The sequence below is a fragment of the uncultured Sphingomonas sp. genome (assembly GCF_913776855.1).
Lineage (GTDB): Bacteria > Pseudomonadota > Alphaproteobacteria > Sphingomonadales > Sphingomonadaceae > Sphingomonas.
In genome coordinates, this window is the sequence record NZ_CAJYQD010000048.1 from 18,396 (window position 1) to 44,545 (window position 26,150).

The following is a 26,150-nucleotide window of genomic DNA, read 5'->3' on the forward strand; positions in this document are numbered from 1 at the left end:
ATCATTGCGCATGGCGATCGTCGATCGGTCGGCGGGCAAAGGCTTGCGCGATCGACCGCTTCGCCGTCGCCCAGGCGGCGGTGTCGGGCGTGAGAAGTTCGACGTGCCCGGTATCGGCGACCTCGTGCAGCGCGACCATATCGCCAGCCGCCTGTGCGCGGGTGACATAGGCGGTCGCCATCCGGAACGGGACGATCCGGTCGGCTTGGCCGTTGACCAGATCCTGCGGCACGCCCAGCGGCAGAAGACGTGAGACAGACGTATCGGCATAGGGGTCGCGACGACCCTCCCCGACCAGCAGCGCGACGACTTCGGTCCCGCAGCCATTGTCGGGGCTGGCCGCGACATCCTCGAGATCGGGCAGGCCGCCCAGGCTGATGACATGCGCCACCTTCAGCGGCTTGGCGCTCGCCAGCGGGCTGTCGGCGGGCAGATGCGGCCGTGCCGCCAGCCAGAGCGCCAGATGCCCGCCGGCCGAATGGCCGACCGCCACCACATGCGATGGATCGAGGTCGAACCGCGCGGCATGGTCGCGTACGGCATCGGCCGCGGCGGCAGCGTCGAGGAAGGTGCCGGGATAGCCGCCACCCGCGCGGTCGACACCGCGATAATCGATGTTCCACACCGCATAGCCATCGGTGCGCAGATCGTCGGCGACCCAGTCCATCAAGCGCCGGTCGGCAACCTCGGTCTGCCAGCATCCGCCATGCACCATCAGTACGGTCGGATGCGGCCCGGCCTGCCGGGGCAACCAGACGTCAACCTTCTGCATCGCATCCGAGCCATAGGCGATCGTCGCGTCGCATGTCGGACGCGGGCGGCTGGTCAGGTCGTGCCAGACGAGCGGGCGAGGGCCGGGTTCGTCCATCATGTCACGCGCATCGCCACGCGGAAGCGCGGATCGTCCCACCGGCGCTGCTCCAGAATATCGTGCAGCTTCTCCACCGCCTGCCACACATCGGCATAGCCCAGATATAGCGGTGTCAGGCCGAAGCGAAGAATATCGGGTGCGCGGAAGTCGCCGACGACACCGTCCTCGATCAACGCCTGGCACAGCGCATAGGCGTGGGGATGGCGGAACGAGACATGGCTACCCCGCGCCGCCGGGTCGCGGGGCGTCGCCAGTTCCAGCCCGAACGCGGCGCAGCGTTCCTCGACCCGTTCGATCAACAGCGTCGACAGCGCCACCGACTTGGCGGTGACAGCGGTAAAGTCTACCTCCTCGAACAGCGCCAGCCCCTCTTCCAACGCGGCCAGCCCCAGGATCGGTGGCGTTCCGCAGAGGAACCGCGCGATACCCGGCGCGGGGTCATAGCCGTCGTCGAACGCGAACGGCGTGCTGTGGCCCATCCACCCCGACAGCGGCGACCGCAGCCGGGCGTGGTGCCGCCCGGCGACGAACAGGAAGGCCGGCGCCCCCGGCCCACCGTTCAGATATTTATACCCGCATCCTACCGCCAGATCGGCGCCGGCGTCGTTGAGGTCGACCGGCACGGCGCCGACGCTGTGGCTGAGGTCCCACAGGGTCAGCGCACCCGCGGCGTGCGCCGCTGCGGTGATCGTCGCCATGTCGAGCCTGCGCGCGGTCTTGTAATGGACATGCGTCAGCAGGACGACCGCGACATCATCATCGATCGCCTCGACGATCCGGTCGGCCGGAACCGTCTTCAGCGTCGCCCCCATGAAGTCCGCCACCCCGGAGGCGACATACAGGTCGGTCGGGAAATTGCCCGGTTCCGACAGGATCGTGCGACGTCCCGGCCGGGCGGCAATTGCTGCGGCCAGCAGCTTGAAGAGGTTGGCCGATGTGGAATCGGCCACGGCGACCTCTCCCGCTGCCGCGCCGATCAGCGGCGCGATGCGATCGCCGATCCGCAACGGCGCACCGATCCAGTCATGCGCGTTCCAGCTGCCGATCAGGTCCTGCCCCCATTCGCGGGTCACGACCCGTTCCATCCGTGCCATCGTTCGCTGGGGCAGCACGCCCAGCGAGTTGCCGTCGAGATAGATCTTGCCCGCCGGAAGCGCGAACCGCGCGCGCATTGGGGCCAGCGGATCGGCCGCATCCCGCGCTCGCGCCGCGTCCAGTGTCGCCATGCCGGTCATCGCCGTCTCCATCACAATGCGACCCGTACGGTCAGCAATTCGGGAAAGAACACCTGGTCGATCACCCGCGCTAGATAGGGAACGCCCGCCGTCCCGCCGGTGCCCCGCTTGAACCCGATGATCCGTTCGATCGTCTTGAGATGGCCGAACCGCCAGAGCTGCACCCGATATTCCAGATCGACGAGCTTTTCGGCAAGTTCGTACAGGTCCCAATATCGCTCGGACCGGGCATAGACGTCGCGCCACGCCGTTTCGACCGCTTCGGACGCGACATAGCCCCGGGTGAAATCACGGTCCAGATGGTCGGCGGGGATCGCGAATCCGCGCCGGGCGAGCAACCGCAGCGTTTCGTCATACAGGCTGGGCTTCGCCGCCGCCGCCATCAGCATCGCATGGACCGCCGGATCGCGTTCATGGACCGCGATCATGTCGGGGTTCTTGTTGCCCAGCATGAATTCCAGTGCGCGATACTGCGCCGACTGGAACCCCGAACTGGTGCCGAGCGTGCCGCGCATCGCGCTATAGTCGGCAGGGGTGATGGTCGCCAGCACGTCCCAGCTCTGGATCAGCTGCGTCTGCACCCGCGCCACCCGCGCCATCATCTTGAACGCGACGCCCAACCGATCCTCGACGATCGCGGTCCGCGCCGCCTCCAGTTCGTGCAGGCACAGCTTCAGCCACAGTTCGGAGGCCTGGTGGATGACGATGAACAGCAGTTCGTCATGGGTGTCGGACAGCGGCACTTGGCAATCGAGCAGCCGGTCGAGTTGCAGATAGCCGCCATAGGTGATGTCGGACGGGGCGGTCGGGGGCTGGCGCATTTCCATGGCAGCGATCCTATCGCGACCATCCGGGGACATTGTTCGCAAAATGGGGATTTCCTGCTACCGATCGCGGAACAGCGTTCCGATCCTTGCGAAGGTTGCAGACCGATGACCCGGCCCACCCTCACCTCCGTCGACTTCGGCCTGCTGGAGTCGCTAGAGCGGAACGGTCGCCAGTCCTTCGCGACGCTGGCGACCGAGCACGGCCTGTCAAAGACGCCGTGCTGGAACCGGGTGCAGGCAATGGAAGAAGCGGGCGTCATCCGCGGCTATCGCGCCGACATCGACCCCGCCGCCCTGGGGCTGAGCGTCATCGCCCACGTCCAGGTCGCGATCGACGCCAGTCAGCGCGATGCGTTCGAAGCCGCGGTGATGGACGATGCCGCGATCCTCGAATGCCATTCGATCGCGGGCGATGCCGACTATCTCTTCAAGATCGCCTGCCGCGATGTCGAGGCGCTGGACGACCTGCTGCGCGATCGGCTGACGCTGTTGCCGGGCGTGACCCGTACCCGCACGACGATCAGCCTGAAGGCGATCAAGCCCCCCGCCCCGCTCAGTCGTGCGGTGCGCCATGCGGGTGCGACCGCGAAACACCGCACCGGTTTGCGCCGATAGCGGCGCCGGCGCGATCTTCAGTCATGCACGGTGCCCCCGCCCGCGGCGGCCAGCGATTCCCGGACCCGCGCCAGCGCCATCTCCACCGGCTCCGTTTCCCCCATCAGCGCGAACGAACCGGCGATGTCGAAGGTGCAATGGCCGTGAACGGTCGCGACCAGCGACCGCGCCAGCGAAGGCACCTGCGCCGCGGTGGCCGTCGGCAGGACCGCCGCAATCTCCTCCATCACGATGCGGGTCAGTTCGCCGCGCAACCGGTCCTGATCTTCCGGCAGCGACAGGTCGGGGGGCAGGTGATGATCGTAGATCGCAAGCCACAGGTTGCGATGGCCGCGCGCAAACGCGAAATAACTCTCCACCAGGCAGCGGATGCGATCGTCGCCAGCGGCGGCCAACGCGGCGCGCAGATCGGCGGTCCATAGCTGGAACGTGCGGGTGTTGATCGCCAGGATGAACCGATCATAGCTGCCGAACACATTGTACAGCGTGCCGATCGAATAGCCGATCCGCTTTGCGACCTCGCGCGCGGAGAAGCGCGCAAAGCCGACCTCCGCCATATGCCTGTGCCCCTCGACCACCAGCATCTGTTCGATTTCCGGCCGGGTATGATCCGAACGTCGTCCCATGCGAACGTCATAGCAACCGGGCAAACCACGTCGACCGGTTTCGGCGGGCGGGTTACATTTGCCCGCCCGGATCGCTGGCCGGCAATGCGTTGCGCCGATGTGCAGGCGGCGGCGCGGTCGATGCCCGGATGGTCAGTTCGGCCTCGACCGATTGCGGCTCGCCCGCCGGATCGCCGTTCGCCTGTTCGGCGATGATCCGCTCGACCGCCAGGGCGGCGACCGCCGCGATCGGCTGCGTCACCGCGGTCAATGGCGGGATCGCGAAACGGACGATCGGCGTGTCGTCGAAGCTGACGATCGACAGGTCGTCGGGCACCGCCATCCCGGCTTCGCGCGCACGCTCGAGGGTGGCGATCGCCATCTGGTCGCTGCTGGCGATGATCGCGGTCGGCGGATCGGCTGCTGCCAACAGGATGCCCGCCGCATCCCAGCCCGAGGCATAGTCGAAACTGCCCGGCGCCAGCAGGTCGGCGGCCAGCCCCGCGTCCGCCATCGCCGCCTGCCAGCCGGTGACGCGCCAGCCGCTCAGTTCATAATCACTCGCCCCGGCGATGAAGCCGATGCGGCGATGGCCCAGCGCGACCAGATGCCGGGTCGCCATCCGCGCGGCCCCTTCGTCGCCCATGATGAGCGAAAAGCCCGGCCCCGGCGTCAGCGACCCGATCCGCGCGATGCCGATACCCTGTCGTTCCAGCAGGTCGAGGATCACCGGGTCCTGCGAATGCGGCGGGGTCAGGATCACGCCATCGGGCCTGAGCGCGCCGATCGCACCCAGCAATTCGCGTTCGATATGGTCGCTATGCGTGTCGACCAGTTCGAGGATCAGGCGATAGCCGTGGCGGCTGCACGTCAGCATCCCGCCCAGCAGCATCTGGTCGACCCAATCGGTCCCTTCGCGATTCTGCCAGCCGGCGATGGTGCGGTCGCGATCGTTCAGTGCCAGGATCAGGCGCGATTTCGACCCGCCCATGCGCTGCGCCGCGATCAGTGGGACATAGCCCAGCCGACTGATCGCATTGCGCACCCGCTCCGCCATTTCGGGGCGGACATTGGGTTCGTTGTTGATGACCCGGCTGACCGTCTGCAACGATACGCCCGCATCGGCGGCGACATGCTTGATCGTCACCGCCTGACGCCGACGCGGCATCAGGGGCGATCCGCCGGGCAGTAGCGCGCGACATAATCGCCATGCGGCGGCATCGTCGCGACGGTATCGGCCACCTGTCGCCGGATCATCAACAGCAACCGGTCGAGTTCGCCGTCGCTCAGCTTGCCGGCAATCGGATGATGCCGCTCCGGTACGATCCCCTGCCCCATCATCACCTGCACCCAGCTATTCTCGCCGAACAATTCCTCGTTACGGCGGAATACCCGTCCGCTCTGGCGGAACAAGTCGATTTTCTGCTGCAGGCTGTGGGGCACCTCCATTGTCGCGCAATGCCGCCAGAACGGGGAATCGCGGCGGTCGGTGACCTTGTAATGCAGGATCAGGAAATCGCGGATCTGCTCCATGTCCTGCAATTGCTGGTCGTTGAACTCGGCGACGTCCGCCGGCTGCACGCCGCCGTGCGGGAACAGCCGGATCAGACGCAGCACGGCCCGCTGGATCAGGTGGATGCTGGTCGATTCCAGCGGCTCCATGAACCCGCCCGACAGGCCGATGGCGACGCAGTTGCGATGCCACTGCTTGCGCCGCGCGCCGGTCGTGAAGCGCAGGAAATTCGGTTCGGTCCGGACCGCCCCCTCGACATTGCCCAGCAACCGGTCAAGCGCGGCGTCCCGCTCCAGATAGCGGCTGCAATAGACGATGCCGTTGCCGACCCGATGTTGCAACGGAATGCGCCATTGCCAGCCGGCATCATGCGCCATCGCGCGGGTATAGGGCAAAGGCGGGCCAACGCTTTCGGTCTGCACCGCGATCGCCGCGTCGCACGGCAGCCAGTGGGTCCAGTCGTCGTAACCGGCGTGCAGCGCCCCTTCGATCAGCAGCGCGCGAAACCCGGTGCAGTCGAGGAACAGGTCGCCCTCCACCCGCCGATCGCCGTCGAGCAGCAGCGCGGCGATGTCGCCGGTTTCGCTGTCCAGTTCGACGCGCGCGATGCGCCCCTCGATCCGCTGCGTGCCGTCGCGCTCGGCCATGGTCCGCAGGAATTGGGCGTAGCGGCCGGAATCGAGCTGATAGGCATAGTTGGTCGCATCGTTCGGCAGGTGCGCGAACCTGCCCTGCAACGCCGCGACCAGTTCGGTGCAATAGTCGTCATAGGGCTGGTCATGCCCGCGCGTGCGCCCGTTCAGCCAGTAATGCTGGAAACCCGCCGCCCAATGATCGCGGCCCGTCGTGCCGAACGAATGGAAATAGCGGCTGTCCGGCGTATGCCAGCCGTCGAACAGGATGCCGAGCTTGAAGGTGGCGGCGGTCGCCGCCATGAACTCGGCCTCGTTGATGCCGAGCAGCCGGTTATAGGTTACGAGCGGCGGGATGGTCGATTCCCCAACGCCGACCGTGCCGATCGCTTCGGATTCGACCAGCGTCACCTGCACCATGCGGCCCATCGTCCGGGCGATGGCGGCGGCGGCCATCCATCCGGCGGTGCCGCCGCCGGCGATCACGACGCGGGTGACGCTCATTTGGCCAGCTGCCGCAACAGGAAGCTGCGCAGCCGCCCCGCGCTCTCGGCGGTCAGCGGGTCCAGCACGCCGCGTCCGCCCTCCGGAATATGCGCGGTCACCGCGTCGTCGTTGGTAAAGACATAATGATCGAACACCGCACGCCAATGCGCCTTCTGATCCTCGGGCAGGTCGCGAATGGCGAAGATCGCGTGGTGCAGCGCGTCCTGCGGCTGCCCCAGCCACCGTGGCTGGTCGCGCCACCAATAGTTGACGAGGATGTTGAACGGTTCCAGCCCCTCGACATGGTGCCACCATAGAGAGGGGATGTGGATCGCATCGCCGGGGGCCAGTTCGGCGACCTGCGCGTGCGCCAGTGCCTCGGCAAAACGCGGATGGCGCTCGACGTCGGGCGCATTGAAATCGACCATCGACACTGCGCGTCCGGCGGGCGTGTTGTCGAGCGGCCCCAGATGCAGGTTCGCGAACTGGTCGGGCGGAAACAGGGTAAAGCGCCGCCGCCCCGCCGCCACGCAGGCAAGGTTCGCCGGCAGGTCGTTATGCGCGGCGATGCGGGTCCGCGTGCCGATCCAGATGCTGGCCAGCGGTTCGCGTGTGCCAAGGTCGACGCGGTTCGCTTCGTCCAGCCCTTCGAAAAAACCGCGCATGTCGATGGAGGCGAGATAGATCGGGCGCGGATCGGTCGACTGTTCCACGCGGCCCATTTCACCGAGGATATCGGGCAGCTTTGCCCGGACGGTTGCGAAGTTCATCGCCATCGCATCGTCGTAGAACAGGCGCCCACCGCTGCCCGGCTGGCCGACCGATACGGTGAAGGGGATGTCGCGGTGATGCCGGACCAGATAGTCGCGCGCCGCCTGCGACGATTGCCGCGCGGCCTTGACCAACGGCCAGTCGGACACGAGACCGCGCACCACGAACGGTGCGGTAGCCTCGCGCAGCAGCCGGTCGAGTGTGGCCGCATCGGCCGCCTCGACCTCGGCGATGGGGGGCAGATCAGCCATGCCGGTTCTTGCGCGCGATCAGCGCCGGCAGGTTCGCGAGGGAGGCAATCGCCATATAGATCGGCAGCAGATGTCCGTCGGCGTTCAACCGCCCCAGCGTCGCGGCGTCGAGTTCGGCCACGCGCTCCTCTGCGATCGTATGGAACCCGACCAGCCGGTTGGTCGATCCGTCGTCCAGCGTCACCTCCAGCGTGAACGGTTCGAGCAGGCCGTAGCGGTCGAGCGCATCCATGAACGCCGCCGATCCGCGATAGCCGGCATCCAGCGCCCCCAGCCGTTCAAGGATGACGTCAAGATAGGGCGACGGCCGCCCTTCGCGGTCGAAGATTCGCACGCCGTCATCGGTCGCAATGCGTGGGCTGGCAAGGTCGATCACCGCCTTGGGCGTCGCATCGCCATCCGGCGCGCCGCCGATCAGGAACGGCTGAATGTCGATCGACAGCGGCAGATAGGGCGCGTCCCAGCGGTCTTCGGTCAGGAACAGGTTCTCACCCGCGTCGAACCCGAACAGCGCGAGCGCGACGAAACCGTCGCGCTCGCGGTTCTGGCGGAACAGGATGGGATAGCTTCCCTGCACCCGCCGGAACTCGTCGGGCACGATCAGCGCAGTCATCACCCCATCGCCCAGTGCGACCGATCGTTCGCGGCGGACCCGCAGGTCCCGGTGCGCGGCGACGTTCAGCAGTTGGTGGTCAGACATGGGCAATTCCGGCAGGAGGGGTGAGCGCGTTGAAATAGGCACGGTTGCTCGGCAGGCTGGCGGCAAGCGTCCGCGCGCGTTGCCGCACCTGATGCAGCGCGGCGGCGGCACCGGGATCGGCGCGAAGCGGTCCAGGCGGCGGCGGCTTCATGCCCATGCCGTACAGCACATATTGATGGCTGGCCGCCGGAAACACCTCGCCCACATGGGCGAAGTCGGCCGGTGATGGCGGCTGCGTCCGCCACAGCGCCAGCTGTTCCTGTAGCGAGGCGGTCCAGCTCGCCGGGTCGCGATGCGCGCGCCAGTACGGGGTGTCGCGTTCGCTCAGCGCATAATGCAGCTTCAGGAAATCGACGATCCGGTCCCATCGATAGCGGAACAGCGCGTTGAAGCGCTGCGCGCGCAACGCCATCGCGTCGCGATCCACCGGAAACCCGTCCAGCAGCGCATCGATCGACAGTTCGATCAGCACGATGGCTGATGCTTCGAGCGGTTCGAGGAAGCCGGCGGACAGGCCGATGGCGAGGCAATTGCCCTGCCAGAACCGTTCGCGATGCGCCGACCGGAACCGCAGCTGGCGGAACGACAGGTTGTCGGAGGCAACACCCGGCGCGGTCCGCGACAGATAGCCGCGCAGGGTCGCCGCCGCCGCATCGTCGCTGAGGAAATCGGACGCATAGACACAACCGATCCCCCGCCGGCTGGGCAGGCCGATGTCCCAGATCCAGCCGGCGTCATGCGCGGTGGCATTGGTCTGCGACGCGATCGGGCTGTCGGGCGCGACCGGCACCTGCACCGCCAGCGCGCAGTCGTTGAACAGGATCGGCGTGCGATCGATCGTCCCCACGCCATAATGGCGACCGATCAGCAGCGCGGCATGGCCGGTGCAATCGAGGAACAGCTCGCCTGCGATCCGCCCGGAATGGCGCGTGACGACGGCGGCGATATCGCCATCGTCTGCCGCCTCGACCGCTGTCACATGATCGCGAATATGCTGTACGCCCAACCGGTTGCACGCCGTATCTCGCAACAGTTCGGCGAACTTCCCCGCGTCGAGGTGATAGCCATAATTGAGCGCCCCGGCATAGGGCGGCATCGCCGGCTGGCGCGGGGCAAGGTCTTCGGCACAGACCATCGGCTGCGCACAGACCCGCTCGGCAAAACGACCCTCGCTCCATCCCCGCAGCAGATCGGCGGCGGGTAGGTCGGCGGGCGCGGTGAAGGGGTGGTAGTAGAAATCATCGGGCGCACCGGTGCGCCATCCGTCGAAGCGCGACCCCTGTTTGAACGACGCGTCGGCGGCGCGCAGGAACGTCGCTTCGTCGATGCCGATCCGCGCGAGCGTCCCGCGCATCGTCGGCCACGTCCCCTCGCCCACACCGATCGTCGCGATGTCGGGGGATTCGACCAATGTGACCGACAAGGGTTCGGGAGCGTGCGGGTCCGCCGCCGCGGCGAGCCGGCACGCCGCCAGCCATCCGGCGGTGCCCCCGCCGACGACCACGATCCGTCTTACCCGCTGCGTCACGCGATACTGGTCCCGTCATCCGGCCACCGGGCGGCACGCGGCCGCCCGGTAACGCTTCGTGGCGTCAGAAGCTGAAGCGCACGCCGCCGGTATAGCGCGCGAAGCCCGGCTGCGCGAACGTCACGAAGTTTTCGTTGCGGCGATGCCCGCGACGCCCTTCGCCGGTCAGGTTGATCGCCTCAGCGAACAGCGTCAGCCCCTTGCGGAACTCGTAGCTGACGCTGGCATCGACCTGTCCGTACGCCTCGACATAGGTCGGGTTGGGGTTGCCCCCGGCATAGAACTTGTCGCGCCAGTTATAGGCGACACGCCCCTGCAACCCGGCCTTGTCATAGAACAGCACCGCATTCGCACTGTCGCTCAGACCCGCCAGCGCAAACTGGCCGACATTGGGGTCGAGCGCGTTGTTGAACTTCGCGTCGCCGCGCACGATCGTATAGTTCAGGATCGTGCCGAAGCCGGTGTCCCAGAAGCTGTGCTGGATCGCGAATTCGAACCCGTCGAGCGTCGCCGTCTGGTCCGAATTGAACGGCGTGCCGACGCGGAAGTCGACCAGCCCGTCCTCCGGCAGGCCCAGGATGCGCCCGGTGTAATAGCCGTTCACGTCGAGGATCGGGGCACCGGCCGCGTTACGGGCGACCTCTACGCCCTGCGTGAAGTTGCGCAGGATATAGTCGCGGATGCGCCCGGTATCGGTCGTGCCGCCCAGTGCCGCCTGCGCCGCGCGGAAACGCGGGCCGTTGGCCGGATTGCGCAGGTCGAACGCCGAACGCTGCACCTCCTGCGAGTTGATGAAGTTGCTGACCTTCTTGCGGAAATAGCCGGCCGACACATAGCTGGTCGGTGCGTAATACCACTCGGCCGACACATCCATGTTCTTCGACAGGAACGGCACCAGGTTCGGATTGCCCTGCAACCCGCCGCCGCCGGCGATGCCGAACTGGCGGTTCAGCGTCAGGCCACCCTGCAGGCTGTTATAGTCCGCACGGGTGATGGTGTGGCTGTACGACGCACGCAGCTTGACGTTGTTCAGCACCTCCATGTCGAAATCGACCGCCGGCAACCAGTTGTCGTAGCTGCCCTTGCTGGTCAGGAAGTCGCTCTGTGCCGAATAGACGATGTTGAACTCGCCCTGCGCGACCCATGCCGTGCCGACCGGGATCGGCGTCAGCGAAGACGAGCTGACTGTCGTCTGGTCATAGCGCACGCCCGCGATCAGGTGCGAACGACGGCCGAGCAGGTCGAACGCGTTGTTGACCTGGATAAACGGCGAGATCGTCTTCTCGGTGATGCGGCGATCGGCCTCGAACGGGGCGAGGCAGTTGCCGTCGCCGCCGCAGATGCCGAACTTCTGGTCGAGCAGGCCGACCATCCGTTCGAAATCGAACTTGTAATAGGCCGGGATGATCCCGTCCTTCGCGCCGCTCACCCCCCGGAACTTGTCCGGCAGCGAGACGCGGGTGAACAGGTCGTCGGGCAGGTCCGCCGGGGTGCCTACGCCGCCCCAGGTATCGTTCTGGACGAAGCCATAGGCCGAGCGGACCTTGTTGTTGACATAGGAGAAGCCGAAGTCGATCGAATCGAGGAAGTCGCCGTCATGGTCGTAATGACCGCTCAGCTGCACCTGGTTGATCTCGTCGCGGAAATACGCGTTGCGGAACGAATTGCCGGTCGCGTTGATGTTCGCGGGGTTCAGCGCATCGATCCCCGGCTGCATCACGTACGAGATGACCGGCAGGTCCTTGGTGAAGTCGACGGTCTGCGATGCGACGCCGAAGATCGCCGAGCCGACCGAGGTGCTGGAGCCGAACTGGTTCGTCGGCTTCGACTCCGCGGTTGAATGATGCGCGTCGAGCGTCACGGTGACGCCGCCGGGCGCTTCCCACTTCAGATTGCCGCCCAGCGACTTGTTCTCGCTGACATTGGCGGTCAGCGAGCCGCTGTACGACAGGTCCTTTCCGGGTCCGAAGCGTTCGGTGTAGAAGACCGGTCCGGCGGCGGGACCGTCGGTCCATTCGCTCGACGTGTCGCCGAAGTTGAACCAGATGCCGACGCTGCTGTCGCGCGCTTCCACCTTGTTGCGCGAATAGGTGAAATCGACCGTGGCGGTCAGCGATTCGACCGGACGATACTGCAACACGACCTGCCCGTTGATCCGTTCGCGGCGGATGTCGGTCAGGTTGTAGGCCGCGCTCTGCGGCACTTCGTACACGTCGGTCGGACCCGGACGGTTGATGACGTTCGGCCCTTCGGCGCCCAGCGTCCCCCAGTCGTTTTCAGTGCCGAGGAACGCATTGCCGAACCCGACCGATCCGGTATTCACGCTGGCGTTGCGCTTCTGATAGCTGCCCGACACCAGGAACCCGAACTGGTCCTCGCTGCCGAAGGTGCTGCTGAACACGCCCGACAGTTCCGGCGTGATCTGATCCTTGCCGTTCTGCGACGTGTCGATCATGCCCTTGGCCGCGACCGATCCGCGGATGCCGGGGCGGTCGAGGGGGCGCGGCGTCTTGATGTTGATCGTCGATCCGATGCCGCCCGATGGCACGGCGGCGCGGCCGGTCTTGTAGACCTCGACGCCCGCAATCCCTTCGGACGCGATGTTGGCGAAGTCGTACGAGCGCGAAGCCGGCGCGCTGGCGCCGTCGCCCAGCGTCGAGGTCGGCAGCTGGCGTCCGTTCAGCACGACCAGGTTATATTCGGGACCGAAGCCGCGCACGGTGACGGTCGAGCCCTCGCCATTGGCGCGGTCGATCGACACGCCGGTGATGCGCTGGAGCGATTCGGCAAGGTTGGTGTCGGGGAACTTGCCGATATCCTCGGCGCTGATCGCGTCGACCACGCCCTGCGCATTGCGCTTGATGTTCAGCGCGTCGCGAAGGCTGGCGCGGATACCGGTAACGAGGATCTCGTCGCCCTCCGCCTCGGGCGCCGCAGGGGTCTGGATTTCCGAACCCCCCGGCTGGCCGAGCGTCGCCGCCGCGTCCTGGGCAAGGGCGGGGGCCGATACGGCGACCAGCGCGCCGGCCGATGCCCCGATCATCCAACGCGAAACGGTACGAGTGGCGTTGCCACGCATGTCAGTCCTCCCCTTTTCGTGCGCATCATATTGTGCGTTTATTGAGAACGTTCACTTTCTCAGGGGTAGGAGCAAGTCAAGCCGACCGTAATGTTTATGTGAACATTCTCAGGGAAGTGATGCCAGAAGGTCACATTGACCGCGTTGTCAGACGGTTAGCGCGTTACCGATGCCCAGGATTGCCGAACAAGTTTCGGTGTGATGCGGGGCTGCGCATTCCGGACGGCACCCGATAACCGTCGCCCGCCACCCGGCTGCACCGGGTCGCCGTCGCCATAGCGAGACGGGTGGATGTCAGGCCGGGCGGTCGCCCATCCGCTCGCCTAGCCGCACGGTCCGCTCCGGGCCCCAATCGGCCGCGAAGGCGATCCGGTCGCGTTCGAACAGCATCACGACCGTCGAACCCAGCAGGAAACGGCCCATCTCCTCCCCCTTGGCAAGGAAGATGGCGCGATCGGCATAGGTCCATTCCGACAGCTTGCCCGTGCGCTTCGCGTTGACGACGCCATGCCACGGCGTGGCGATGCTGCCGACGATGGTGGCCCCGACCAGCACCATCACGAACAGGCCGTGTTCGGCGGATTCGAACACGCACACCACCCGCTCGTTGCGTGCGAACAGGTTCGGCACGCCGCGCGCGGTGACCGGGTTCACCGAAAACAGCGCGCCCGGCACATGGATCATCCGCAGCAACCGCCCGTCGCAGGGCATGTGCAGCCGGTGATAGTCCCTGGGCGACAGGTACAGATTGGCGAAGCTGCCATGCTGGAACCGCCCGGCCAGTTCCGCGTCGCCACCGACCAGATCGGTGGTGGTGAAGCGATGCCCCTTCGCCTGCACCATATGCTGGTCGTCGATCGCCCCCAGCTGGCTGATCGCGCCGTCGACCGGGCAGACGAAATCCGCCGCCGCGATCGGGCGGACACCGGGTTTGAGCGGGCGGGTGAAGAAGTCGTTGAACGTCGCATAGCTGGCGATGTCCGGGTTCGCCGCCTCTCCCATGTCGACAACATATTTGCCGACGAACCAGCGGATGAGCCGCGTGGTCATCGCCCCGCCCCGCGCCCCGGCGATGCGACCGGCAAGGACGGTCATCCGCTGCTTGGGCAGGACATGTTGCAGCAGCACCTTCAGGGTATCGGACATCGACTTCTCGGGCAGCAATCGGGGACAGCCCTTGTACGGGCTTTATCGGCCGCGTCGATCCTTTGCGCTCAGTCCTCGCCCAGCCAGTCGCGCAGCAGCATCGTGACCTCGCCCGACCGCTCCATTGGCGACAGATGCCCGCAGTTGCGGATGACGTGGAAGCGCGCACCGGGAATGCGGGTCGCCAGCGCCTGCGCATCCTCGACCCGGCAGATACGGTCGCGGTCGCCCACCGCCACCAGCGTCGGCACCCGCACCGCGACGATGGCGGCGTCGAGGTCGGGCCGGGCGAGCAGTGCGCGCTGCTGCCGTTCGAACACCTCCGCCCCCACCCGCTCGGCCATCGCCTGCACGGGGCCGCTGATGATCGGGGTCAGCATCGGATCGGCGTGCGGCGCGGTGGCGAGCAGCCCCTGTTCGCCGACCGTCCGCGCGCGCATCTCCATCGACGCGCGCGTCCCGAACAGGGCGACACGCGCGATCCGCTCGGGCGCCTGCCGGATCATCTCCAGCGCGACATAGCCGCCCAGGCTGACCCCGGCGACGGCGAAGCGCGGCGGTGCGTGGGCCAGCACGCGCGCCGCCATCGCCGGCAGGCTGTCGTCGACGGTGAGGTCGCCAAGTTCGGGATGCGCGATGTCGCCAAGGTCGACGACCTGCCGCGCCCAGAGCTGTCCGTCGCACCCCATGGCGGGGAGCAGGACGAGCGGGATCGAAGGCTGGATCATGGAAGCTCCTGCAAGGTCAGGCGAACAGCGTCAGCACGCCGCGCGAAGGGTCGATAAGCCCTTCGACGATCATGCGGCACGCGACGTAGAGGATGACGGCAAGGCCGATATAGGCGACCCAGCGATAGCGTTCGATGACGCGCGCCAGCACGTTGGCGGCAACCCCCATCAGCGCGACCGACAGGATCAGCCCGACCGCAAGGATGCCGGGATGGTCGCGCGCCGCGCCCGCCACCGCCAGTACGTTGTCGAGGCTCATGCTGACATCGGCGATCGCGACGGCCCAGGCGGCGCCGGCAAAGCTGCGCGGCGCGGCCTGCGCGACCGCATCCTCGCCGGCTTCGCCGCGCAGCTCGCGCCACATCTTCCACGCGACCCACACCAGCAGCAGCCCGCCGGCAAAGACCAGTCCGGTGACCTGCAACAGCTGCGTCACCACCAGCGCGAAGGCGACGCGCAGCAACAGCGCCGCGCCGACCCCGATCAGGATCACCTTGCGCCGCATGTCGGCGGGCAGCCCGGCGGCCAGCGCACCGACGACGATCGCATTGTCGGCGGCCAGCATCACGTCGATCAGTACCACCTGTCCGAACGCCGCCAGCGCGGACGGCGACCCGATATTCGCGAAATCGCTGACGATCTGGTTCCAGAGGTCGTGCATGGCGTCAGCTGACGAACGGAAAGGCAAGCACGACCATGCCGACGATCGTCATGACCGCGCAGACGATGGTCGCCGGGATCAGCGTGAAGCGCTGATGATCGGCGAGGTCGATGCCCGCCAGGCTGACGAGCAGATAGGTCGAGGGTACCAGCGGGCTGAGCAGGTGGACCGGCTGTCCCATCAACGACGCGCGGGCGATGGCGATCGGCTCGACCCCGTAATGCGATCCCGCTTCGGCAAGGATCGGCAGCATCCCGAAATAGAAGGCGTCGTTGGAGATGAAGAAGGTGAACGGCAGGCTGAGCAGCGCGGTGATCGGTGCCATGTACGGCCCGAGTGCGGGCGGGATGAAGCCGACGACTTCCTTGCTCATCGCCTCCACCATGCCGGTGCCCGACAAGATGCCGGTGAAGATGCCGGCGGCAAAGATCAGCGACACGACCGACAGGACGTTGCCGGCGTGGGCGGCGATGCGCTCCTTCTGTTCGGCGACCTGGGGATAGTTGACGATCATCGCAATGGCGAAGGCGAGCATCATCAGCACCGACAGCGGCAGGATGCCCAGCACCAGCCCGGCGATCAGCGCGAGCGTCAGCGCGCCGTTGAACCAGCGCAGGTGATAGCGGCGGGCTTCGGGAAACTGCGACACCGCCATGCCGGTGAAGGCGGTCGGCTCGTTCGCCTTGACGTGCCCGATGCGGCGACGCTCCTTGCGCCCGAACCAGATGGCAAGGCCGATCAGGAAGGCGAGGCCGGCGATCATGCCGGGGATCAGCGGCAGGAACAGCGTGGCCGGATCGAGCTTCAGCGCGCTGGCGGCCCGCGCGGTCGGCCCGCCCCACGGCGTCAGGTTCATCACCCCGCTGGTGCTCATCAACAGGCAGCACAGATACAGCCGGTTCATGTCGTAGCGTTTGTAGAGCGGCAGCAGCGCGGCGATGGTGATGATGTAGGTCGTCGACCCATCGCCATCGAGGCTGACGATCGCGCACAGCACGACCGTCCCGATCAGGATCAGCAGCGGATCGCCATGCACGACCTTCAGCAGCCGGTTGACCAGCGGGTCGAACAGCCCGGTATCGGTCATGATCGAAAAGAACAGGATCGCGAACAGCAGCATCACGCCGGTCGGCGCGAGGTTCTTGATCCCGTCGATCATCATGTCGCCCAGGCCGCCGGCAAAACCGGCGAACAGCGCAAAGGCGGTGGGAACGGTAATCAGCGCGACCAGCGGGGTCATCCGCTTGGTCATGATGAGCGTCATGAAGGTGGCCACCATCAGGAAGCCGAGCAGCGCGAGGTTCATGGGCGTAATGCTCCCTGAAAGGTCAGAAGGTGACGGCGACGCGGGTCATGACGGTCTGCCCGTCATCGGGGCCGACAAAGGCGCCGGCACGGTTGTCGGTGTTCCAATGGACGACGTTGAACTGGAACCGGGTGAAGCTGTTGAGATACCAGTTGGCCCCTAGCGTCGCGGCCCAGCCCTGCCCGCCGGTCAGCAGGTCGGAATAGTCGAGATTTTCGTAGCGCGCGGTCAGCTCGATCGCGCCCGGCCCGCCTTCGAAGATCGGGCGCAGCACCTTGGGCTGGCCGAAACTGCCCAGCCGCGGGTTGTACGGCGGCAGGTCGCCGGTGACGAACCAGCCCCCCGACAGGCTCCATGCCTTGCTGACGAAATCGGGGCGGCCGGCGTCGAGCCGCGCGTGCCGCTGCCCCGCCTCGCCCATCAGCCACACCGGGCCGACATAGCCGCCGAGTTCGAGGCCATAGCCGGTAGTGCCGGTCCCGCCGGTCAGCGTCCCCGACGACACGCGCAGCGCGCCGTTGAAGCGCCCGCCGATCACCGTGTTGCGGGTCAGCGTCGTGGCACCCGCCGCCAGCCCCTCGTCGAACCCCCATGCGCCCAGATGCAGGACGCTGTTGCCGGTCTTGATCGGGTTCCAGTGCGCGCGGGCCAGCACGGTGCGGCTGTCGTTGCCCGACTGGTTGCCGTCGATCCGGTCGCCGGTAACGGTCAGCGATGCGTGGCCTGTCTTCCAGAACAGGCGCGGCATGATGCCGACGCCATAGAATCCGCGCTGCGGGATGATCGCGGTCGACACCACGGTGCGTTCCATGAACGGCGTCGAATCCGATCCTGTCGACCCTTCGAACCCGCGATCGTTGAACAGGTGGCCGGCGCGGACGTCGTAATCGAGGCCCGGCGCGATCCGGTTGCGCCAGCCGATGAACGCGGTGACGATGTCGACCTGATTCTCCGAAAAATCACTTTCGAACTGGTAGAAGAAATGCGTCCCCACCCCGCCTTCGAGGCCGAGGCGCAGCGCGCGCATCCCCGTCGTGGTGATGTTGCGGCCGGCATAGTCGGACCCGAAGGTCGAGCTCACATCGGTCAGGATGCGACCGCGCGGCTTGAAGGTGTAGATGCCGTCGGCCGAGTGGAACACGGGCAGGCCCGCGCCCCATTCGGTGGTGACGCCCGCCGCATTGGCCTGCCGCGCCTGCGCCACGTCGCGCTCGGCCGGACCGGGCGGCACCAGCTGCGGCGCGAACGGGCTGGTGACGTTGCGCCCGGTCTGCGACGGAACCGGTACGGGGGCCTGTGCCACCGCAACCGGCGCGGTCGCGGGCGCTGGCTGGGCGGCGGCAACCTGCGCCCCCTCCAGCCGGTCGAGCCGGGTGCGCAATGCCGCAATCTCTTCGGCCTGCGCCTTCACCAGCGCGGCCAGTTCTTCCTGGGTCGGCGCCTGCGCCAATGCCGGGGTGGCGCAGATCAGCGCCGCGATCGCGCAACCGCTACGAAACAACGTCATCACTTGGTTCCTTGGGTCAGGATCGCGCGCCATTCGGCGAGGAACCGCCGACGCTTGATCGTATCGAGATTGACGAGCAGGCCGGGGCCGACGCGGATCGGTCGCTGTTGCTCGGTGGACAGGCGCGGTGCGCGGATGTCGCTGCGCACCGGCAGCAGCCATTGCTTCGCCAGCAGCGTCTGGCCACCCTGCGACAGCAGGAAATCGAGGAAGAGCTTGGCCGCCGCCGGGCGCTGCGCATCGCGGGCGATGAACGCGACGCGCGAGGCGATAAGAGTATAGTCGCGCGGGAACACGACCCCGATCCGGGGATCGCGCTTCGCGGCGGCCAGCGCATAGGGGCCGACGACATTATACGCGATGGCGATCCGGCCATCCGCCACCGCTTCCAGCATCGGCTCGGTGGTCGGCGACAGCCACGGCCGCGTCGCCGCCATCGCCTGCACCAGCGACCGCGTGTCGCGGGTGATCGCATAATCCTCGGTCAGATAGAGATAGCCGACGTTCGATCGCGCCGGATCGTAGGTCGCGACCTTGCCCGTCAGCGGCACGCGGCCCGCGCGCAGCAATGTCTCGAACGCCTCATGCGTACGCGGCACGCGCCCGGCGGGGATCAGGCGGCGATTATAGACGAAGGCGACCGGTTCGGCGGTGACGCCATAGCCCATATTCTTCCACACGGCGTTCGACGGCAGCGCCGGTTTCTCGGGGCTTTGATAGGCCTGCGCATAGCCGTCGTTGATGAGCTTCGCCTGCAGATCCATGCCCGACGACCAGACCAGGTCGGCGCCCGGCCGGCCGCTGCGCGCCTCGACGACGACCCGGCGATAGATTTCGCGCGACTCGAGGTCTTCGTAACGCACGGTGACACCGGGATAGGTCCGCTGGAACACCGCGATCAGCGGCGCCATCGCAGCGGCATCGGCATTGCCATAGACGCGCACGACCCGTTCCGCCCGCGCGGCATCGACCAGCGCGTCATAGGAGCGCGGGTACCCCGCCGGCCGCTGCGCCGTGGCCGGCACCGCATATCCGATCAGGATCGCCAACAGGATCGTAAAAGCTTTCATCAGGTCCTCTCGCTTCCCGCATCTGGGTTCGGGTAAGCTCGCAGCATGTCGTACAAACCGAACCTGTCACCCGCCTTTCACCGCGCGCGGTTCCGATGCGAATCCTGATCGTCGAGGACGATGCACCGCTGGCACGCAGTATCGTGGCGCTGCTGCGCGGGGCCGGTCATGCGGTCGATCATGTCGGCGGCGGCGAGGATGCGCTGATGGTACTGGCGACCGAGCCCTATGCGCTGGTCGTGCTGGATGTCGGCCTGCCCGATCTGGACGGGTTCCAGGTGCTGCAGGCATTGCGCAAACGCGGCGACCGCGTGCCGGTACTGATGCTGACGGCACGCGACGCGCTGGACGATCGGGTACGCGGCCTCGACCTCGGTGCCGACGATTATCTGCGCAAACCCTTCGCACCCGAGGAGCTGGAGGCCCGCATCCGCGCGCTCGGCCGTCGGCGGGGCGGCGATCCGGTGCCCGAACTGGTCATCGGTTCGCTATCGCTGAACCGATCGACCGGTCAGGCGCAGGTTGGCGGGCGGACACTGGACCTCCGGCGGCGCGAATGGGCGGTGCTGGACGCGCTGGCCACCCGCGCCGGGCAAATCGTGCCGCGCGAAACGCTGCAAAGCGAAGTGTTCGGCTATGACGATCCGGTCGGCCCGAATGCGATCGAGGTGAACATCACCCGGCTGCGCGGCAAGCTCGCCCCCGACGGACCGGCGATCCGGACGGTGCGCGGCGTCGGCTATCTGCTCGATGCCGGTTGATCCCGGTCGCGCCCCGGCGCTGCGCACGCGGTTGCTCGCCGCGATGCTGGCGCCGATGCTTGCCATCGCCGTCCTGCTGGGGGTCGCGGGTGCGGCGCTGATCGCCGATGTCGTGCGGCGGACGAACGACCGGGTGCTGGGCGGCGCGCTGGGCGCAATCGCCGAAACGGTGCAGGTGGAGGCGGGCGAGGTGACGATGGACCTGCCCCCGGCCGCATTCGGGATGCTGGAGAATAGCGAGCGCGATAATGTGTATTACCGGATCGCGGTTGGGAATAGGCTGCTGACCGGCTATGCCGACCTGTCGCCGCCGCGCATCGCCGACCTCGCGCTAGACACTCCCCGCTTTCGCGACGCCAGCTACCGCCACCAGCCGATCCGCATCGCCGAGGTCCGCCGCTCGCTGCCGCGCATCGGCCAGCCGGTGATCGTGCAGGTGGCCGAGACGCTGGACGGTCGCCACGCGCTGCAACGCCGGCTGTTGCTGGCGCTGATCCTCGGCGAAATCGCGCTGGTGGGCGTCGCGATGCTGTTGATCCGCCCGGCACTCGGCTGGAGCCTGCGCCCCCTCTCCCGCCTGCGCGGCGTGGTCGCGGCGCGCGACACCCGCGCCACGCCCGATCTGTCGCCGCTCGCCACCGGGCCGTTGCCGGTCGAGCTGCGACCGCTGGCGCAGGCGTTCGACCACCTGCTCGCCCGGCTGGACAGCGCGACCGCCGGGATGCGCCGCTTCACCGCCGATGCTTCGCACCAGATGCGCACCCCGCTGGCGGTATTGAAGTTACAGGTAACGCTGGCCCGGCGCGGCGATCCGGCGGCGCTGGGCGAGATCGCCGATGCCGCCGACCGACTGGAACATCTGGTCAAGCAGTTGCTCGCCCTCGCCCGCGCCGAAGAAGCCGGTACCGCCCCACCGTTCGAACCGGTCGACCTACGCCCACTGGCCATCGCCGTCCTCAACCGCCGCATCGCGCAGGCGATCGAGGCGGGGGTCGAGGTCGATCTGGACGCCGACCATGCGCCGAGCGTCCAGAGCCATCGCACCTTGCTGTTCGAAATCCTGTCGAACCTGCTCGACAATGCGATCCGCTATAACCGGCGCGGCGGCCGCGTGGTGATCGCGGTGGCGACGACGGCGGACGGGGTCGCGGTCACCGTCGCCGATGACGGACCGGGCCTGCCCGCCGCCGATCTCGAACAGCTTGGCAATCGCTTCACCCGCCTGTCGAGCAGTCAGGGGAGCGAGGGCAGCGGGCTGGGCTTCGCGATCGTCCGCTCCGCCGCGCAGCGGCTGGGGCTGTCGATCGCGGTCGCCGACAACCGGCCGGGGCTGCGCGTGACGCTGCTGTTCGCGGGATAGACGGGCCGTTCAGGCGCGGAACCGGCGTTTCGCCTGCCCCTCCGACGCAGCCGCGCCGATGCTCGACACCATCGCCTCATATTGATCGATGGTGAAGCCGGCGCGCAGGAACGCCGTCAGTTCATGCGTCGGCACCGCAAAACCGCGATGCCAGCTCAGCACCGCCATCCGCCGCAGCGCCTCCAGCCGGGGATCGGCAAGATTGGGCGAGCGCCCGCCCCGCCCGAACACCCGGCCCAGCGCGACCGACAGTGGCGACGGTTCGCGCAGCGACGACAGCCGATCGCCCTGCGCCAGCGCGACGACCGACCATTCGAGCGCGGTCAGCCCGGTCGCGGCGGCCTTCTTGGGGCTGGCATCCGGCGCCATGACGTCGGCGCCGATGAAGGGCGACAGGATCGGGTCGCTGGAGAAATGAAGATAGGCCATGAAGTTCCTCCCGTTTGCGGCAGCACCCCTCGCCCGGCAGGCAACATCGTGCCGCCGCCAAGGCCCCTTGCGGGTGACGCCGAATAGATGGACGCAGACCATCGCTCCCCACGGCACGGTCGCCGGGCGGGGGCAGGTCTGTCGACGATGAAAAATGGGTGGCGCGTGCCGCCGGGTTACCGGGACGACGCGCGGAAAGCAGGTTCGGGCATATCGGCATCCTTGCGAAAGCCGGAGGCGGTCACGTCGGCCACCCCTTCTATACTGACCGGTATATTAACAGCGAAACGAGTCGTCAACGACTTTTATACCGGTCGGTAGAATATACTATCGTCCTGGCCACATCATCAGGCTGGTGGCGGCCACACGCTCCAGATCGGCACGCGTCGCGCCCGATCCGGCCTGTACCGCCATCCCCTGCAGGATCGCGAAGAGATAACCGGTCAGGCCGGCGATATCGACGGTTTCGGGCAGGTCGCCGTCGCGCTTGGCCTGCTCGAACCGTTCGACCAGCGCGGCGTGCGACGATGCGCGGCGCTGCATGACATCGGCCTTGATCGATTGCGCCTCGGCGCCGCACGCATTCATGCTGATGACGCCCAGGCACCCCTTGGGATCGCAGCTGCTGGTCTGTGCATCGATCGCGCCGCGCAGGATATGTTCCGCCACGCCGCGCGCAGTCGGCTGCTGCAATGCCTTGCGCATATATTCCAGCTTCTCGGCCTCGTAGAGGTCAAGCGCCTTGTGGAACAGCGCCTCCTTGTTGCCGAATGCGGCATACAGGCTGGGCTTGGTAATCCCCATCGCGTCGGTCAGGTCGGCCATCGACGCGCCTTCATAGCCCTTGGACCAGAAGACGCCGAGCGCTGCTGCCAGCGCCCGGTCGGTGCAGAATTCTCTGGGGCGGCCCTTGGCGGTGGCCGTGACGGTCTTTTCCATAACGGCTGGTACATATTCCTTTCCGTCGCGTGGACAAGCCCCCATGCGCTCCCCTGTCAGACGGCGATGCGGTCCAGCGGCGCCTTCAGCAGCTGCGGACGGGTGGCGGCAAGGTGCAGGACGAATTCGCCGAACAGGCCATTGGCCCAGGCGAACCAGTCGCGGGTGAACTTGGCCGGATCGTCCTTTTCGAACGCCTCGTGGATAAAGCCGGTGCCGGCATGGGTGCGCTTGAGCGTTGCGAGGCATTTCAGGATGGTCGCGTCGTCGGTGGCGGTCAGCCCGCGCACGATCAGGGACATCGGCCAGATATAGTCCATCCCCTGATGCGGGCCGCCGATCCCCTCGCCGGCCTTGCCCTTGAAGAACCACGGGTTCGCTTCGCTCCACGCCGCCGCCGCCGTGCGCTGCCACCGCGCGTCGGTCGGCGACACGCAGCCCAGCCAGGCGAGGCTGGAGAGCGAGGGCACATTCGCATCGTCCATGAAGATCGTATTGCCGAAACCGTCGACTTCATAGGCCCACACGTCGCTGCCGTCGGGCAGCCGCATCGTTCCGTGCTGCGCCACGGCGGCGGCGACCTCGTTCGCCAGCGCGGTCGCGTCATTGGCGAGGGCGCTGTCCTTGCGTGCTTCATTGGCGACCTGCGCCATTTCGCGCAGCGTCGTCACCGCGAACATATTGGCCGGTACGAACAGCGGATACTGGCAGGCATCGTCCGACGGGCGAAAACCGGAATGGATCATGCCGTTCTTGCGCGTCGGGGCGCCGTATCCGGCGAGCAGCGTCTCGGTCGGCTGGCGGCTGGCGCGCTGGAACTTGTACGGCCCCGGCCCATCCTTGCGCTGCTGTTCGCGGAAGGTGCGCACGATCGCACGCATCGCCTCTGCCCAGGTCGCATCGAACGGTGCGGCGTCGCGGGTGGTGGTCCAATAGCCGTAGCTGAGCCGAATCGAATAGCAGAGCGAATCGATCTCCCACTTCCGTTCCGCGACGCCCGGCTTCATCTCGGTCTCGTCGACCTTCGCCCATTCGAGCGACGTCTTCGCCGTCGGGTCTTCCATGAAGGCATTGGCATAGGGATCGATCAGCACGCTGCGGGCGTGCCGCGCGATCAGGCCGCGGAACAGCTCGCGCAGCTTCGCATCCTTGGGCGCGAGATGCAGGTACGACTTCACCTGCGCCGCCGAATCGCGCAGCCACAGGCAGGGAATGTCGCCGGTAATGACGAAGCTGTCGGGCTTTCCGTCGACCGTCCCCATCCGCACCGTGGTGTCGAGCGTGTTGGGATAGGCGTTGGCGAACAGCCATGCGAGTTCGGGATCGGCGATCATCCGGCTGACGCGCGCGATCTCCTGCTCAACCGCCTTGCTCACGAAGCGGCGATCGGCGGGCGCCGGGCGCTTGCTGGGATACGCCGTCTTGTCCGCAGCCCGTGCCAGCGGCGCGACACCGCCCATCGCCAGCCCTGCGCCCAGCAGTGCGCCCTGCGTCATCAACGTGCGGCGATCGGTCGGCATGGGGTATTCTCCGTTGATAGTGCGCCGGGGACGGTCAGGCGACCTTTGCCCGGCAATGATGGTCGATGAACTGGTGGTGCGGCGGCATGGTGGCGACCGCCTGCGCGATCTCCCCCCGCACCCGCGCCAGATACTGGTCGAGATGTCCTTCGGGCATGGCATCGACGATCGGGTGGTAGTCGGCGGGAATGATCCCCTGTCCGATCATCACCTGTACCCAGCTGGGCAGCGCGAAGAAATCCTCGCCGTTGCGGAAATAGCGGCCATCGGCGCGGAACAGCGCCATCGCCTCGCGCAGGGGATCGGGCACGTCCATCGTCCGGCAATAGCGCCAGAACGGCGTGTCGTCGCGCGTCGTCGCCTTGTAATGCAGCACCAGGAAGTCGCGCGTGCGCTCATATTCGAACGCCGTCTCGCGGTTGAACCGCTCGGCCAGTCCGGGGTCGAAATCGCGTCCCGGAAACAGCCCCAGCAGCCGCCGGATACCCGCCTGCGCCAGATAGATGCCGGTCGATTCCAACGGTTCGAGGAACCCGGCGGCAAGGCCCAGTGCCACCACATTGCCGTTCCACGCCATGGCCCGCCGCCCCGCCGTGAAGCGCAGCTGGCGCGGCACATCGAGCGCCTGTCCCTGCAGCGTACCCAGCAGCGTCGCGATCGCCTGTTCATCGCTTTCATACGCGCTGGAATAGACATGGCCGTTGCCGACCCGATGCTGCAACGGGATGCGCCATTGCCAGCCGGAGTCCCTTGCCGCCGCTTCGGTATAGGGCATCGGCGGGCCGACTGTCTCCGACGGCACCGCGAACGCCCGGTCGCACGGCAGCCAGTGGCGCCAGTCGAGATAGCCGGTCTTGAGCGTCTGTTCGATCAGAACCCCGCGAAACCCCGAACAGTCGATGAAGAACTCGCCCTCGACCCGCCGGCCATCGGCCAACGTGATCGCGGCGACATGGCCGTTCTCACCCTGTTGTTCGACGCCGACGACCTTTCCCCCGATCCGCTCGACCCCGCGTCGTTCGGCCAGTTCGCGCAGGAACCGCGCGTACAGCACGGCGTCGAGATGATAGGCATAGGCGATGTCGGACAACGGCGTGCCCGCCGGGCCGTCCCACTGGAACCGGCCGGCGGGGGCGGCCACGGTCTGGAGCGAATAGTCGCCGAGCGGCGCGGCCTTGCCGGCGAGGAACCGGCGTAGCCACAACTGGTGGAACGGCAGCGGCCCCAGCCCCTGCCCGATCGTGCCGAAACCATGGATATAGCTGTCGCCGACCCGGCCCCAGTCGGTGAAGCGGATGCCGAGCTTGAAGGTGGCATGGGTGCGCATCACGAACTCGCGTTCGTCGATGCCCAGCGTCTCGCTGTTGAACGTCTTCATATGGGGGACGCTCGATTCCCCCACGCCGACGATGCCGACCTCTTCAGATTCGACCAGCCGCACCGACACGGCGCGCCCCAGATAGGTGGCGAGCGCCGCGGCCGCCATCCAGCCCGCGCTACCGCCGCCCAGCACGACGATCGAACGGATGCGGTTGTCGGTCATGCGGCCTGAAGCTCCGTTACACGCGGCGATCGGGGACGTATCGGAGCGTCCTATCGGCGAAATCGGT

23 protein-coding genes are annotated in these 26,150 nt (G+C 67.1%); 3 read left to right on the plus strand and 20 right to left on the minus strand.

Features of this window, described 5'->3' with window-relative positions:
• Position 1 precedes the first annotated feature (1 nt).
• The 3 genes from QZ755_RS14880 to QZ755_RS14890 are packed head-to-tail and all read right to left on the minus strand — an operon-like array spanning position 2 to position 2,933.
• Positions 2 to 871, minus strand: coding sequence for an alpha/beta hydrolase (locus tag QZ755_RS14880; RefSeq protein WP_294324398.1), 870 nt, complete (start codon positions 869 to 871; stop codon positions 2 to 4).
• Complete coding sequence (gene kynU, locus QZ755_RS14885) at positions 868 to 2,097, minus strand: kynureninase (RefSeq protein WP_294324496.1); 1,230 nt, start codon at positions 2,095 to 2,097, stop codon at positions 868 to 870. Before kynU ends, QZ755_RS14880 begins: the two co-directional genes overlap by 4 nt.
• A 20-nt stretch (positions 2,098 to 2,117) precedes the next feature.
• A complete protein-coding gene (locus QZ755_RS14890; protein WP_294324400.1) occupies positions 2,118 to 2,933 on the minus strand; it encodes a tryptophan 2,3-dioxygenase family protein in 816 nt (271 codons plus the stop codon).
• 105 nt (positions 2,934 to 3,038) lie between these two features.
• Between QZ755_RS14890 and QZ755_RS14895 the strand changes: the two genes are divergently transcribed.
• Complete coding sequence (locus QZ755_RS14895; protein ID WP_294324403.1) at positions 3,039 to 3,548, plus strand: Lrp/AsnC family transcriptional regulator; 510 nt, start codon at positions 3,039 to 3,041, stop codon at positions 3,546 to 3,548.
• 17 nt (positions 3,549 to 3,565) lie between these two features.
• Here QZ755_RS14895 and QZ755_RS14900 read toward each other — a convergent pair whose 3' ends face one another.
• The 13 genes from QZ755_RS14900 to QZ755_RS14960 all read right to left on the minus strand — a co-directional run bounded on the left by QZ755_RS14900 (position 3,566) and on the right by QZ755_RS14960 (position 19,531).
• Positions 3,566 to 4,174 carry a TetR/AcrR family transcriptional regulator gene (locus tag QZ755_RS14900; RefSeq protein WP_294324406.1) on the minus strand — a complete coding sequence of 203 codons (609 nt, stop codon included), beginning with the start codon at positions 4,172 to 4,174 and terminating at the stop codon, positions 3,566 to 3,568.
• Between the two features lie 52 nt (positions 4,175 to 4,226).
• On the minus strand, positions 4,227 to 5,321 hold the full coding sequence (locus QZ755_RS14905) for a substrate-binding domain-containing protein (RefSeq protein ID WP_294324407.1): 1,095 nt from the start codon (positions 5,319 to 5,321) through the stop codon (positions 4,227 to 4,229).
• Positions 5,321 to 6,802: a tryptophan halogenase family protein gene (locus QZ755_RS14910; protein WP_294324409.1), complete on the minus strand. Its 1,482-nt coding sequence runs from the start codon at positions 6,800 to 6,802 to the stop codon at positions 5,321 to 5,323. The genes QZ755_RS14905 and QZ755_RS14910 overlap by 1 nt, the downstream gene beginning before the upstream one ends.
• Positions 6,799 to 7,806 carry a cupin-like domain-containing protein gene (locus QZ755_RS14915; RefSeq protein WP_294324412.1) on the minus strand — a complete coding sequence of 336 codons (1,008 nt, stop codon included), beginning with the start codon at positions 7,804 to 7,806 and terminating at the stop codon, positions 6,799 to 6,801. The genes QZ755_RS14910 and QZ755_RS14915 overlap by 4 nt, the downstream gene beginning before the upstream one ends.
• On the minus strand, positions 7,799 to 8,506 hold the full coding sequence (locus QZ755_RS14920) for a SapC family protein (RefSeq protein WP_294324414.1): 708 nt from the start codon (positions 8,504 to 8,506) through the stop codon (positions 7,799 to 7,801). The genes QZ755_RS14915 and QZ755_RS14920 overlap by 8 nt, the downstream gene beginning before the upstream one ends.
• Positions 8,499 to 10,034, minus strand: a complete 1,536-nt coding sequence (locus QZ755_RS14925) for a tryptophan halogenase family protein (RefSeq protein WP_294324417.1) — start codon at positions 10,032 to 10,034, stop codon at positions 8,499 to 8,501. Before QZ755_RS14925 ends, QZ755_RS14920 begins: the two co-directional genes overlap by 8 nt.
• A gap of 64 nt (positions 10,035 to 10,098) precedes the next feature.
• Positions 10,099 to 13,113, minus strand: a complete 3,015-nt coding sequence (locus tag QZ755_RS14930) for a TonB-dependent receptor (protein ID WP_294324420.1) — start codon at positions 13,111 to 13,113, stop codon at positions 10,099 to 10,101.
• Positions 13,114 to 13,407: 294 nt separating this feature from the next.
• Positions 13,408 to 14,259 (minus strand): archaetidylserine decarboxylase, encoded by an 852-nt coding sequence (asd, locus tag QZ755_RS14935; protein WP_294324422.1) that lies wholly within the window; start codon positions 14,257 to 14,259, stop codon positions 13,408 to 13,410.
• Between the two features lie 68 nt (positions 14,260 to 14,327).
• Positions 14,328 to 14,987, minus strand: a complete 660-nt coding sequence (locus tag QZ755_RS14940; protein WP_294324424.1) for an alpha/beta fold hydrolase — start codon at positions 14,985 to 14,987, stop codon at positions 14,328 to 14,330.
• Between the two features lie 16 nt (positions 14,988 to 15,003).
• Positions 15,004 to 15,648 (minus strand): TerC family protein, encoded by a 645-nt coding sequence (locus QZ755_RS14945; protein WP_294324426.1) that lies wholly within the window; start codon positions 15,646 to 15,648, stop codon positions 15,004 to 15,006.
• 4 nt (positions 15,649 to 15,652) lie between these two features.
• Positions 15,653 to 16,954 carry a CitMHS family transporter gene (locus QZ755_RS14950; RefSeq protein WP_294324429.1) on the minus strand — a complete coding sequence of 434 codons (1,302 nt, stop codon included), beginning with the start codon at positions 16,952 to 16,954 and terminating at the stop codon, positions 15,653 to 15,655.
• A 22-nt stretch (positions 16,955 to 16,976) separates the two neighbouring features.
• A complete protein-coding gene (locus QZ755_RS14955) occupies positions 16,977 to 18,461 on the minus strand; it encodes a porin (RefSeq protein WP_294324431.1) in 1,485 nt (494 codons plus the stop codon).
• Positions 18,461 to 19,531: an ABC transporter substrate-binding protein gene (locus QZ755_RS14960; protein WP_294324435.1), complete on the minus strand. Its 1,071-nt coding sequence runs from the start codon at positions 19,529 to 19,531 to the stop codon at positions 18,461 to 18,463. Before QZ755_RS14960 ends, QZ755_RS14955 begins: the two co-directional genes overlap by 1 nt.
• Before the next feature lie 95 nt (positions 19,532 to 19,626).
• On the opposite strand from QZ755_RS14960, the gene QZ755_RS14965 reads away from it, so the two are divergent.
• Both QZ755_RS14965 and QZ755_RS14970 read left to right on the plus strand, forming a co-directional pair.
• Positions 19,627 to 20,292 carry a response regulator transcription factor gene (locus QZ755_RS14965; RefSeq protein ID WP_294324437.1) on the plus strand — a complete coding sequence of 222 codons (666 nt, stop codon included), beginning with the start codon at positions 19,627 to 19,629 and terminating at the stop codon, positions 20,290 to 20,292.
• Positions 20,282 to 21,652, plus strand: coding sequence for a sensor histidine kinase (locus QZ755_RS14970; protein ID WP_294324438.1), 1,371 nt, complete (start codon positions 20,282 to 20,284; stop codon positions 21,650 to 21,652). Before QZ755_RS14965 ends, QZ755_RS14970 begins: the two co-directional genes overlap by 11 nt.
• Positions 21,653 to 21,661: 9 nt before the next feature.
• Here QZ755_RS14970 and QZ755_RS14975 read toward each other — a convergent pair whose 3' ends face one another.
• From QZ755_RS14975 to QZ755_RS14990, 4 genes are all read right to left on the minus strand, one after another.
• A complete protein-coding gene (locus QZ755_RS14975; protein WP_294324440.1) occupies positions 21,662 to 22,081 on the minus strand; it encodes a hypothetical protein in 420 nt (139 codons plus the stop codon).
• Between the two features lie 327 nt (positions 22,082 to 22,408).
• A complete protein-coding gene (locus QZ755_RS14980; protein ID WP_294324441.1) occupies positions 22,409 to 23,020 on the minus strand; it encodes a TetR/AcrR family transcriptional regulator in 612 nt (203 codons plus the stop codon).
• 56 nt (positions 23,021 to 23,076) lie between these two features.
• Positions 23,077 to 24,480: a glycoside hydrolase family 125 protein gene (locus QZ755_RS14985; RefSeq protein WP_294324497.1), complete on the minus strand. Its 1,404-nt coding sequence runs from the start codon at positions 24,478 to 24,480 to the stop codon at positions 23,077 to 23,079.
• A 94-nt stretch (positions 24,481 to 24,574) separates the two neighbouring features.
• Positions 24,575 to 26,083: a tryptophan halogenase family protein gene (locus tag QZ755_RS14990; RefSeq protein WP_294324443.1), complete on the minus strand. Its 1,509-nt coding sequence runs from the start codon at positions 26,081 to 26,083 to the stop codon at positions 24,575 to 24,577.
• Between the last annotated feature and the right edge of the window lie 67 nt (positions 26,084 to 26,150).

What these genes read in the sequence shown, in the direction of transcription:
- QZ755_RS14955 (WP_294324431.1), bottom strand. Translation starts at nt 18,461, where the DNA reads ATGACGTTGTTTCGTAGCGGTTGCGCGATCGCGGCGCTGATCTGCGCC.
- QZ755_RS14965 (WP_294324437.1), top strand. Translation starts at nt 19,627, where the DNA reads ATGCGAATCCTGATCGTCGAGGACGATGCACCGCTGGCACGCAGTATC.
- QZ755_RS14985 (WP_294324497.1), bottom strand. Translation starts at nt 24,480, where the DNA reads ATGGGCGGTGTCGCGCCGCTGGCACGGGCTGCGGACAAGACGGCGTAT.
- QZ755_RS14980 (WP_294324441.1), bottom strand. Translation starts at nt 23,020, where the DNA reads ATGGAAAAGACCGTCACGGCCACCGCCAAGGGCCGCCCCAGAGAATTC.
- QZ755_RS14880 (WP_294324398.1), bottom strand. Translation starts at nt 871, where the DNA reads ATGATGGACGAACCCGGCCCTCGCCCGCTCGTCTGGCACGACCTGACC.
- QZ755_RS14990 (WP_294324443.1), bottom strand. Translation starts at nt 26,083, where the DNA reads ATGACCGACAACCGCATCCGTTCGATCGTCGTGCTGGGCGGCGGTAGC.
- QZ755_RS14970 (WP_294324438.1), top strand. Translation starts at nt 20,282, where the DNA reads ATGCCGGTTGATCCCGGTCGCGCCCCGGCGCTGCGCACGCGGTTGCTC.
- QZ755_RS14910 (WP_294324409.1), bottom strand. Translation starts at nt 6,802, where the DNA reads ATGAGCGTCACCCGCGTCGTGATCGCCGGCGGCGGCACCGCCGGATGG.
- asd (WP_294324422.1), bottom strand. Translation starts at nt 14,259, where the DNA reads ATGTCCGATACCCTGAAGGTGCTGCTGCAACATGTCCTGCCCAAGCAG.
- QZ755_RS14895 (WP_294324403.1), top strand. Translation starts at nt 3,039, where the DNA reads ATGACCCGGCCCACCCTCACCTCCGTCGACTTCGGCCTGCTGGAGTCG.
- QZ755_RS14930 (WP_294324420.1), bottom strand. Translation starts at nt 13,113, where the DNA reads ATGCGTGGCAACGCCACTCGTACCGTTTCGCGTTGGATGATCGGGGCA.
- QZ755_RS14920 (WP_294324414.1), bottom strand. Translation starts at nt 8,506, where the DNA reads ATGTCTGACCACCAACTGCTGAACGTCGCCGCGCACCGGGACCTGCGG.
- QZ755_RS14960 (WP_294324435.1), bottom strand. Translation starts at nt 19,531, where the DNA reads ATGAAAGCTTTTACGATCCTGTTGGCGATCCTGATCGGATATGCGGTG.
- QZ755_RS14890 (WP_294324400.1), bottom strand. Translation starts at nt 2,933, where the DNA reads ATGGAAATGCGCCAGCCCCCGACCGCCCCGTCCGACATCACCTATGGC.
- QZ755_RS14975 (WP_294324440.1), bottom strand. Translation starts at nt 22,081, where the DNA reads ATGGCCTATCTTCATTTCTCCAGCGACCCGATCCTGTCGCCCTTCATC.
- kynU (WP_294324496.1), bottom strand. Translation starts at nt 2,097, where the DNA reads ATGGCGACACTGGACGCGGCGCGAGCGCGGGATGCGGCCGATCCGCTG.
- QZ755_RS14900 (WP_294324406.1), bottom strand. Translation starts at nt 4,174, where the DNA reads ATGGGACGACGTTCGGATCATACCCGGCCGGAAATCGAACAGATGCTG.
- QZ755_RS14945 (WP_294324426.1), bottom strand. Translation starts at nt 15,648, where the DNA reads ATGCACGACCTCTGGAACCAGATCGTCAGCGATTTCGCGAATATCGGG.
- QZ755_RS14950 (WP_294324429.1), bottom strand. Translation starts at nt 16,954, where the DNA reads ATGAACCTCGCGCTGCTCGGCTTCCTGATGGTGGCCACCTTCATGACG.
- QZ755_RS14905 (WP_294324407.1), bottom strand. Translation starts at nt 5,321, where the DNA reads ATGCCGCGTCGGCGTCAGGCGGTGACGATCAAGCATGTCGCCGCCGAT.
- QZ755_RS14915 (WP_294324412.1), bottom strand. Translation starts at nt 7,806, where the DNA reads ATGGCTGATCTGCCCCCCATCGCCGAGGTCGAGGCGGCCGATGCGGCC.
- QZ755_RS14940 (WP_294324424.1), bottom strand. Translation starts at nt 14,987, where the DNA reads ATGATCCAGCCTTCGATCCCGCTCGTCCTGCTCCCCGCCATGGGGTGC.